The organism is Patulibacter brassicae (assembly GCF_033949425.1).
GTDB lineage: Bacteria > Actinomycetota > Thermoleophilia > Solirubrobacterales > Solirubrobacteraceae > Patulibacter > Patulibacter brassicae.
The window spans coordinates 121,660-131,287 of the sequence record NZ_JAXAVX010000010.1; the positions used below are offsets into that span (position 1 = coordinate 121,660).

Consider the following 9,628-nt stretch of genomic DNA (forward strand, 5'->3'; position numbering starts at 1 on the left):
ATCCGGCGGACCAGCGCCCGGACCCGGTGACCGGACGGCCCGTCGGGCGGGGGCGCGACGGACCGGTCACTCCGGGTCGCGCGCGACGCGCGGGTAGTCGCCCGTCGAGCCGTCCGGGTTCGTGAACGGTCCCTGCTTCGCGCAGCCCGGGGCCAGCGCCGTCAGGGAGGCGCCGAGCGTCTCGAGCAGGTCGCTGAGCACGCCCGCGCTCGGGCGCGGCGCCCCGCACTGGCGGTTCTCGAACACCGGCATCCCCTGGGCGAGCTGCGAGAACGCCCCGGGCTTCGCGTACGCGTTCGGGCGGTTCGTGGCCAGGCGTCGCTTCCAGATCGCGAGGTTCTCGAGGTTCAGCGGGGTGACGAGGCGCAGGTAGCCGTAGCGCTTGCCGTCGACGCCGAGCGCGCTGCCGTTGAGCGCCATCCCGGCGTTCGCGAAGAACGCGCGCCCCTCCTGCGGGTAGCGCCCGACGAACTCCAGCGCCGGGTTGACCTCGCGCAGCAGCGGCCCGATGTCGGCCAGCGCGGGACGCAGCGCGTCGGTCACCTCGGTCAGCGCGGGCAGCCCCGTCCGGCTGCGCGTGATGAGCGGCCCGAGGTCGACGAAGAGCGCGCGCAGGTCGGGCGCGAGCTGCTCGAGGCTCCGCAGGGACGGGCTGAGCTCCCGCGCCGCCGGACGCAGCTGGGCCACGAGCGGCGCGCTCGCGTCGCTGAAGCGGCGCAGCCGGGCGACCGACCGCTGCGCCTCGCGCTGGAAGGCGGGAAGGGCCGCGACCCCCGCGCGCAGCGACGCGCCGCGGCGGTCGGTGATCGCCAGCGCGCGCCCGGCGTCGGTGATGAGGCCCGCGAGCTGCCCGCGACGCTCGCTCAGCGCGCCGACGGTCCGCCCGCCGTCGCGCACGAGGGTCCGCAGGTCGCCGCGCTGGGCGTCGAGGATCCGCAGGAGCGTCGCGCCGTCCTGGGCGAAGGGCGAGAACAGGCCGATCGCCGCGGACAGGTCCGTGCCGCGGCCGTCGAGGGCGAGCGCCGAGCGCTGGAGCTGCTCGCGGAGCGCCTCGCGGGTCGGGCGGTCGAACGTCCGCAGGACCTCGTCGAACTCGACGGTCTCGGCGACGCGGCCGTCGGGCAGGCGCCCGCCGTCCGCGATCGCGGGGCCGCGCCGGTTCCCGGGCGTGAGCTCGACGTACGTCTCGCCGAGCAGCGTCTTGGCGCGCAGCACCGCGCGGGTGTTCCGCGGCAGCGGCGCGAACCGCGGCTGCACCTCGACGACCGCGTCGGCGCGACCGGTCCGGCGGTTCGCCTCGATCGACTTCACCTTGCCGACGGGGACGCCCGAGATCCGCACGTCGGCCTCGCTGGCCAGCTGGGCGCCCTCGGCGAAGGACACGTGGACGCGGTACCCCTGCGGACGCAGCGGCGCGGGGCCGCCGAACGCGAGCCAGAGGAAGAGCAGCAGCGCGAAGCACGACAGCGCGAAGCCGATCATGAGGAGGATCCGGCCGACGCCGGGCGAGCGGGTGCTCATCGCGTGCCTCCCGTCGCGGCGGCGCCGGCGGCGGCGCGCGCCTGCTGCTCATCACGGGCCGCGGCGCCGTCGCGCGCGGCGGCGCCGCTCCGCGTCGTGGCCGCCCCGTCCCGCGTGCCCGACCGCGGCGTGTCGCCGCGGTTGCCCGACGCGTCGCCCGGGCCGATCGGGCACAGCCCCGAGCCCGAGAGGCTCGAGAAGACCCCGGTCAGCAGGCCCGCGACCGGGTTCACCCGCGCGGCGTCGGAGAACGACCCCAGCGACGTGCAGGTGACGAGGATCATGCCGCGCCGGATCGGGCCGTGGGCGTCCTGGGTGTTGAAGATCCACGGCGCGAGGTGCGTGAGCCACTGCGCCCAGAAGAGGTAGCCCTGCTCCTCGCCCGGCGGGTCGTAGGCGAGCATGTTCGCCGCGCGGTTGAGCGTCGCGAGCGTCGCCGTGGCGTCCGGCGACAGCTCGGCCGTCGTCGTGGCCGCTCGCCGCAGGCGGCGCAGGGTCGGCAGCGTCTCGCGGCTGAAGGGCAGGAGCTGCTCGCGCAGCACCGGCTCGGTGCGCTGCAGGAACGGGCGGCTCGCGCGCAGCGCGGGCTCCAGCGCGTCGGCCACGGGCTGGAGCGCCGCGGTGGCCGGCCGCAGCTGGCGGGCGAGCGCCCCGCCGTCCTGGAGCGCGGTGCGCGTCGTGCGCAGCGTGGCGGGCAGCTCGCGCAGGGCGGCGCGCAGCTCGCGATCGCGGGCGCCGATCGTCGAGAAGACGTCGTCGGTCGTGTCGACCGCCCGCACGACGTCGCCGCGGTTGCGCGCCAGCGCCTCGGTGACGAGCCGCAGCCGCCCGACGACGCGGCGCGTGTTCTCGCGCCGGTCCTCGAGCGCCTCGCCGATCCGGCGGAGGTTGCGCGTCACCGGGTCGATCTCGCGCAGGCCGTCGGAGAGCTGCCGCGACTGCCCCTCCAGCGCCGAGCCGGCGCCGTTCAGCAGCAGCTGCAGCGCGCCCCGCGTGTCGGTGTCCAGCGAGGCCAGGATCTCGTCGACGTTGACGTTCGGGCGGGTCCGGGCGGCCGGGATCGTGAAGCCGGCCGGGACGCGCGGCGCGGTCGGCGTGCCCGGGTCGAGCTCGAGCACCATGTCGTTGAGCCCCGTCTTCGGTCGGAGCAGCGCGGAGGCGTCGCGCCGCATCATCGCGGCGTACTTCTCGCGCAGCCGGATGCCGACCACCGCACGGCCGCCGTGCAGCTCGACGTCGGTGATGTCGCCGACCTCGACGCCGGCGATCGTGACGGTCTGGCCCTGGCCCGGCGTCACCGACTGGGCGGTGTCGAGCTCGACGCGGTACCGGACGTCCTCCTGGCCGATCCCCGGGACCCACCCCGGGAACGAGACGCGCTGGTTCACGAGCAGGTAGACGGTGACGACGAGCGCCGTCGCCGCCATCGCGAGGATGATCGCGACCCACCGGCCGTGCTGGCGGATGGCGCGCTTCACTTCGCGTCCTTCCCGTCGAGGCGGCCGGCGAAGGGGCTGAGGCGCTCGGCGACCTCGCTCGCCAGGCCGCCGACGTCGCGCACGCCGCCGACCGGCGCGTCCAGGCCGGTCGTCCCGCGATCGCGGGCCTCGGCGCCCCGGGCCGCGCCGACGACCTGCGCCGCGTCGCCGGGCGCCGAGCGGGCCTCGTTCGGATCCGGCACCGGCTGCTGCGAGCACGGCTGGTCGTCGACGTAGGGCGGGCGCTGGGCCGGGCGGACGGGACGCACGCCGACCGGGGCGCGCGCCGCGCTGCCCAGGAGCGGGGAGCCCTCGCTGCTGACCTGCCCGAAGTCGAGCGTGTTCGGCCCGATCCCGGTCTGGACCCGGGCGTACGGGCCGTTGCCGTCGCCGTTCTGGCCCTCACCGGCGAGACCGACCATGCCGTACCAGAAGCCCTTGTAGGTCTCGCGGCCGGTCGTGAACCGCCCGTCCTCGATCTTCGCGTTGCCCGCGGGCAGGACCACGCGGTACGCGCACATCGAGAGCTCGTCGACCTGCGGCAGGAGCTTCGTGCTCTCCTCGGTGAAGCGCGCGAGCGCCGGGACCGCCTGCGCGGCCGTCGCCACCCAGCCACGGAGCGCATCGGGGCCCATGAGCGTGCGGGCGCTGCGCACCCACGGGATCGCGGCGTCGATCGTGGCGGCGGTCTGGCGGACGCCCGGCAGCAGGGCGCGGGCCAGCCGGCGCGTGCCCGGGAACGCCGCCCGGAGGTCCGCGAACGCCCCGTCCGCGGTGCGCAGCGTCGGCGCCAGCTCGGCGATCGAGCCCTCGAGCGCGCCCTGGTCGGCCGTCAGCGCGGCCGTCGTCCGGTCGAGACCGCGGACCGCCCCGACGAGCTGCCGGGAGTGGCCGGCGAGGTCGCCCGAGAGCGCGCCGGCGGCGGCGATGAGGCGCGAGAGGTCGTGCGGCTCCTCGCCGCGCAGCGCGTCGGCGTTGATCGCCGAGGTACGCAGCGCCGGCGGAGCGGCGAGCAGCGTGCGGCGCAGCGCCGCGGCGGCGGTGCCGTCGCCGTAGTCGCGTCCGAGGCCGTTGCCCAGGCCGGTGATCGTGTCCTGGAGGTCGCGGCGCTGCTGCGCGGGCAGCGAGCTCAGCACCTGGTCCCACTGGACCGCCGACTGCGTGCGGGTGATCGGCAGCGTGGCGTTCTCGGCGAGCGCGCCGGCGCGCGGGCTGCCGGGCTGCAGGTCGACGAAGAAGTTGCCCTCGAGGAAGATCCGCGGGCGGATCTTCAGGGTCGCGTCCCGGCGCGGGCGGGGCGCGTCGTCGCGCAGGTCCATCTTCACGAGCGAGGTCGTGCCGTCGCCGTGGGGCTCGACCCCCGTCACCTTCCCGACCGGGATGCCGGCGACGCGCACCGGCGAGCCGGCCTTGATCGCCTGCGCGTCGGCGACGACCGCGCTGAGGCGGAAGCCGTGGCTGCCGGGCACGTGGCCCTTGCTGAAGCCGAGGTAGACGATGAGGGCGGCGGCCACGAGCACCAGCGCGCCGGCGCGGACGGGGTTCATCCCCCGGGCACGGGCGCTCTTCGGCGGGCCGTTGCGGCGGCGCAGGAGGCTCACGGGCGACGCTCCAGTCCGATGCTGCGGTCGGTCTGCACGCCCTGGCTCCCGGGCACGTTGCCGATCAGCCGGTCGCCGCGGAAGCCCTCGTTGCCCGCCTCGCACTCCTGGTCCGCACCGGCCTGGCCCGTGTTCGGGTAGGCGTTGTAGTGCAGGGCCCCCGCGGGCTTCGCCGTCGGCAGGATCTGGTCGGTGGAGAGGATGAGCAAGGCCCGCTCCCACGTGCCGAACCGATTGCCCTCGGAGAGGTGGTTGGCGAGGTTGCGCGCGAAGAGCGTCACGTAGTTGCAGACGACCTGGGTCGGCGTCAGCTGGTCGAGCGTCGGCTGCAGGACCTGGTTGGCGCGGGTCGTGCGCTGCAGGCCCTTGAGGACGGCCGGGTCCGTGCCGAGCCGCTCGATCGAGCCGAGGCCCGCGCGCAGGCGCTCGTTGAGCTGCGGCAGGCGGACGACGGTGCGGGTGCCCTGGCGGACGGCGGCGGCGAGGTCCGGCGCGGCGCGGCGCAGCGCGCGCACGCCGGGCCGCAGCTCGGCGAGCAGGCGTCCGGTCTCGCGCAGCGTCGGACGCGTCGCGGGGAGGTCGCGCTGGACCGTCTCCTGCAGCGGCACGCCGGTCGCGATCGCGTCGGCGAGGTACGGGCGCGCGACGGCCTGCAGCGCCCCGAGGGTCCCGTCGAGGTGGCGGATGAGCGTCGCCTGGCCCTCGGCGACGGGCGCGACCTCGCCGGCGGTGCGCCGGAAGGCGTCGATCGTCGCGACGAGGCCCGTCGCGGGGTCGGCGAGGTTCGCCATCACGGGGCGGAGCCGCTCGAGGAGGACCGGCAGGCTGGCGATCGCGGTCGAGAGGTCCTCGCCCCGGCCGGCGAGCGCGTTGCCCAGCTCGCGGTTGCCGACCTGGAACGCGCGGCGGGTCGGGGCGTCGAACGCCGCGGTGACCTGGTCGACGTCGACCGGCTCGACGACCGCCTGGCGCAGCGGCAGCGTCCCGCCCTCCGGCAGGTCCTCGGAGGACGGGCCGCGGGTGAGCTCGACGTACTTCAGGCCGAGCGCGGAGCGCGGGCGCACGAGCACCGTCGTGTCGACCGGCAGCGGCGAGGCGTTGCGGTCGAGCTTCAGCCGCGCGACCGCGATGACGCGTCCGTCGCGCTCCATCCGCGGGACGACGTCGGCGACCTGGCCGATGCGGGCGCCGCCGAGGCGCACGTCGTTGCCGGGCACGAGGTTCTGGCCGTCCCGCAGCTCGACGGACACGTCGTAGGTCCGGACGAACGGCAGGCCGGAGTTCGCGTTGTAGGCGAGGATCACCGTCACGACGACGATGAGGATCGTCGCCGCGCCGATGAGCGTCGGGTTGGCGGCCAGCGACGAGCGCGAGCGACGGCGGGGAGCGGTGCTCATCGGTCCTCTCCCAGCAGCCGGGCCAGGGCGTCCCCGACCGCCTCGCCGGCGTCGTCGGCGATCTCGCCGGCGCCCGGCGCGCGGTCGCCCGCGCCGCCCGGCAGCAGGCTGCCGCGGACGTCGATCGGGTCGTCGTCGGTCCCCGTCGTCGGCGCGGCGGTGCCGCGGGTGCCGGCGGCCTGCAGGGCGCGCATCGCGGCGAGCCGGCGCAGCAGCGGGCGGTAGGCCGCGCTGCCGCGCGCCTCGCGGAGCACCGTCGCCGGATCCTCGCCGGCGAGCACGCGCCGCGTCAGGGCCATCTCCGGCGACTCGCCGCTGCGGCGGCCGCCGCGGGCGCTCCGGGCACCGGCGGTGGCCCCGCCGAGCGCGGCCGAGCAGCCGACGGTCGGCGTCGTCGCGTACGCCGAGCACTGGTTGACGATGAGGTTGATCCGCAGGTAGTGCCCGGCGTCGTCGTACGCGTTGACGGCGAGGGTCTGGAAGAAGATGTAGTCGAGCACCCGCCGGAAGCCCCCGCTGTCCTCCAGCGACTGCGTCAGCGGCCGGGCGTCGTCGAGGATCCCCCGCGTCGTCGTGGCGACCCGCTGGAGCTCGGCGACGACGGGGTCGGCGCGGCGCAGCGCGACCCGGGCGACGTCGGCCGTCTCGCCGAGGTCCTGGATCGGGCGCAGCGCGCGGCGGCTGAACGGCGCGGCGGCCCGCAGCAGCTCGGCGCCGGCGGGCGCGGCGGAGCGCAGGTCGCGCAGCAGCGGCGTGCCCTGACGGGAGAGCCGCGAGAGCTCGGCCATCGTCGGGCGCAGCTCGCGCAGCGTGCCCGGCAGCAGGCGCAGGTCGCGGTCCAGCGCCGCGCGCTGCTCGCCGACGGCGCCCTGGACGTCCGCGGCACGGGCGAGCAGCCGGGTCAGGCGGTCCCGCTCGCGGGCCACGGGCTGCAGCGCCGTGTCGCTGTCGCGCACGAGCGCCCGCAGCTGCTGGTTCTGGTCGCCGAGGAGCGCCAGGACGCGGTCGGTCTCGCGCAGGCCGGGCAGCGCGGCGCGGATCGCGCGCCGCAGCTCCGGCCCGCGGGCGGCGAGGCCGACGCCGAGCGAGTTGAGGAAGACGGCGGTGCGCTCCCGCTCGGGCAGGCGCATCATCCCGGCGACGAGATCGAGGTCGACCGGGCTGACGGTGTTGGCGACCGGCAGCAGGTGCTGGCGCTGCCCGTCGAAGGTCGCGGTCCGCAGCGCGGGCGGCGGCGCGCTGCCCGTCGTGCGGGGCTGCGTCGGCGTGCACTCGACGAACCGCTCGCCGATGATCGACTGGGGCCGGATCGAGCACTCCGCGTCGCGGCGGAAGTCGCGGAAGCCGGCGTCGTCGATCCGCAGGACGAGCACCGCGCGGCGCTCGCGGTCCACGTCGACGTCCTCGACCGTGCCGACGCGCGCGCCGGCGATCCGGACCTCCTCCCCCGGGATGACGGCGAAGGCGTTGCCGAACGTCGCGCGGACGCGGTAGGCGCCGTCGTCCCCGCCGTCGCCGCCGCAGGCGGCCAGCGAGGTCGTCGTGCCGAGGGCGAGCAGCGCGAGGGCGCCCGCGAGGATGCGGCGGCGAGCGCTCATGGTCCGGGGAGCACCGCCTTCGGGTCGCAGTCCAGCGTGCCGTCGCTGTCGCGCCAGACGTTGGAGCCGTCCGGTCGCGGCTGGCTCGCGCCACCCGGGCAGCGCCGCGGGCCGACGTTCTGCGAGCCGACGCCGCCGAGCCCGCCGAGCGTCCCGACGAGCTGCCGGACGATCGGGCCGAGCACGGGGTCGGCGACGAGCGCGTTCTCGTTGATGATCGGCTGGATCCGCGCGTAGTGGCCGTTGGCGTCGTACGCCGCGGCCCCCTGCGAGAAGTCGCGCAGCCAGCCCACGAAGTCGGGCGTGTAGGGACGGATGAACGCCGCGACCGGCTGGGCATCGCGGGCGGCGCGGGCGGCGTGGCTCAGCGCGGGCACGCCGACCTCGGCGAGCTTCGGCGTGCGCGCGAGCAGGTCGAGCAGGTCGTCGTCGGCCCCGGGGCTGCGCACGAGCGACCGCAGCGAGGCGATGGTCGGGCGGCTCTCGCGCACGAGCGGGCGGACGTCGCGCAGCAGGGGCGTGAGCCGCCGGGTCGCGGGCTTCGACGCGGCGACGAGCGGGTCGAGGACGTCGAGCGTCGAGCGCAGGTCGGCGAAGGTGCTCGTGCCGCGGCGCAGCGTGCCGGGCAGCCGGGCGAGCGAGGCGTCGAGGGCCGCCTCGCGGGCGACGAGCGCCGAGGAGGTCGCCCGGGCGTGGTCGACGAGGTCGGTGAGGGTGCCGCGCTCCGCCCCCAGGGCCGCCACGACGCGCGAGGAGCCGTCGAGGAACCGCTGCAGCGTGGGCTGGTCGCGCACGACCTCGGCGAGCAGCCGCTGACCGGCGCCGAGCGAGGGGTTCAGCAGCCGCAGCGTCGCGTTCGCGCGGTCCTCTCGGCCCTCGAGCCCGTCGGCGCCGGCGCGGAGCAGGCGCTGCAGCCCCTTCCGGGTCCGGGCGTCGAAGGTCGCGAACAGCTGGTCGAGGTCGACGATCTGCTCGACGCGGTCGGCGGCGATCGTGGCACCGTCGTCGAGCTCCGGCCCGTTGTTCGGGCCCGGGACGAGCGAGACGTAGCGGTTCGCGATGCCCGACAGCGAGGGCGAGCGCACGGTCGCCCGGGTCCCCTCGTGGAGCGGGGCGACGTCGCCGGAGACGTGGAGCTCGAGCTCGGCCCGATCGTCCCGCGTCAGGCGGATGTCGGAGATCGTGCCGACGCGCCGCCCGCCGACGCGCACCTCGTTGCCGTTCACGAGCTGACCGGCGTTCGGCACGACGAGGCGGTAGCGGTGGTCGCCCCCGCCGCCGATCAGCAGCACGAGGACGACGACGACCACGGCCGCCAGCGCGGCGCCGACGCCGACGCGCAGCGCGGTGCGGGCACGGGCGTCGGTCACCGGGGGTGCGCGGCGCGGCCGCGAGATCGCGATGGACGGAGGAGCACGAGGAGGGACCCCGGAGACGGCGGGCCGAGGTCAGCGTCGCCGAATCACGTTCCGTTGATGTTACGACCCCCGCGAGCCCGGCCGTACCCGCGGTAGGAACGTGGCGCGTCGCCCGCCGAACGCCCGTCCAGGACGGTGATCGCGAGCCCGCGAGGACCGGGGATTCGCCCCGCGTGCGGTTGGTCACACACACCGTCGACCGTCCGTCGGCGAGGCGTCGTGTCGCCGCGCCGGGCCTCCCGGGTCCGGGCGGGATCGGGGGCCGCGTCCGGGCCCCCGGCCATCCGCCCGAGCCGGGTCCTCGGACGAGGTCGGGGCGCCGACCGGCGCCCCGACACCACCCGACGACGGATCCCCAGGACTCAGTTCATCCCCAGCGGGCCGCGCGAGGCGCCGGCGAGGAACTGCTCCACGAACGCGTTCGGGGAGTTGAACAGCTGCTCCGCCGGACCGGCCTCCACGATCCGGCCCTTCCACAACACGTTGATGTACTGCGACACCCTGCGCGCGGTCATGATGTCGTGCGTGATCAGCGTGAACGCGGGACGGTGCTCCAGCCGCTTGTCCTCGGCCTCGCGCATCGTCTCCTCATGGATCTCCATGATCAGCTCGCCC

General features: G+C 76.4%; 6 protein-coding genes and 1 pseudogene. All 7 read right to left on the reverse strand.

Features of this window, described 5'->3' with window-relative positions:
- Positions 1-66 precede the first annotated feature (66 nt).
- Positions 67-1,521, reverse strand: a complete 1,455-nt coding sequence (locus tag SK069_RS16000) for an MlaD family protein (protein WP_319955253.1) — start codon at positions 1,519-1,521, stop codon at positions 67-69.
- Positions 1,518-2,999: an MlaD family protein gene (locus SK069_RS16005; RefSeq protein WP_319955254.1), complete on the reverse strand. Its 1,482-nt coding sequence runs from the start codon at positions 2,997-2,999 to the stop codon at positions 1,518-1,520. Before SK069_RS16005 ends, SK069_RS16000 begins: the two co-directional genes overlap by 4 nt.
- Complete coding sequence (locus SK069_RS16010) at positions 2,996-4,600, reverse strand: MlaD family protein (protein WP_319955255.1); 1,605 nt, start codon at positions 4,598-4,600, stop codon at positions 2,996-2,998. Before SK069_RS16010 ends, SK069_RS16005 begins: the two co-directional genes overlap by 4 nt.
- Positions 4,597-5,997 carry an MlaD family protein gene (locus SK069_RS16015; protein WP_319955256.1) on the reverse strand — a complete coding sequence of 467 codons (1,401 nt, stop codon included), beginning with the start codon at positions 5,995-5,997 and terminating at the stop codon, positions 4,597-4,599. Before SK069_RS16015 ends, SK069_RS16010 begins: the two co-directional genes overlap by 4 nt.
- Positions 5,994-7,595: an MlaD family protein gene (locus SK069_RS16020; RefSeq protein WP_319955257.1), complete on the reverse strand. Its 1,602-nt coding sequence runs from the start codon at positions 7,593-7,595 to the stop codon at positions 5,994-5,996. Before SK069_RS16020 ends, SK069_RS16015 begins: the two co-directional genes overlap by 4 nt.
- A complete protein-coding gene (locus SK069_RS16025; protein ID WP_319955258.1) occupies positions 7,592-8,965 on the reverse strand; it encodes an MlaD family protein in 1,374 nt (457 codons plus the stop codon). Before SK069_RS16025 ends, SK069_RS16020 begins: the two co-directional genes overlap by 4 nt.
- Positions 8,966-9,375: 410 nt before the next feature.
- A pseudogene (locus tag SK069_RS16030) lies at positions 9,376-9,628 on the reverse strand (ABC transporter ATP-binding protein); the annotation flags it as partial.

Bases quoted from the DNA above. Each gene is read 5' to 3' on its own strand.
- SK069_RS16000 (WP_319955253.1), bottom strand. From the start codon at position 1,521: ATGAGCACCCGCTCGCCCGGCGTCGGCCGGATCCTCCTCATGATCGGC.
- SK069_RS16015 (WP_319955256.1), bottom strand. From the start codon at position 5,997: ATGAGCACCGCTCCCCGCCGTCGCTCGCGCTCGTCGCTGGCCGCCAAC.
- SK069_RS16020 (WP_319955257.1), bottom strand. From the start codon at position 7,595: ATGAGCGCTCGCCGCCGCATCCTCGCGGGCGCCCTCGCGCTGCTCGCC.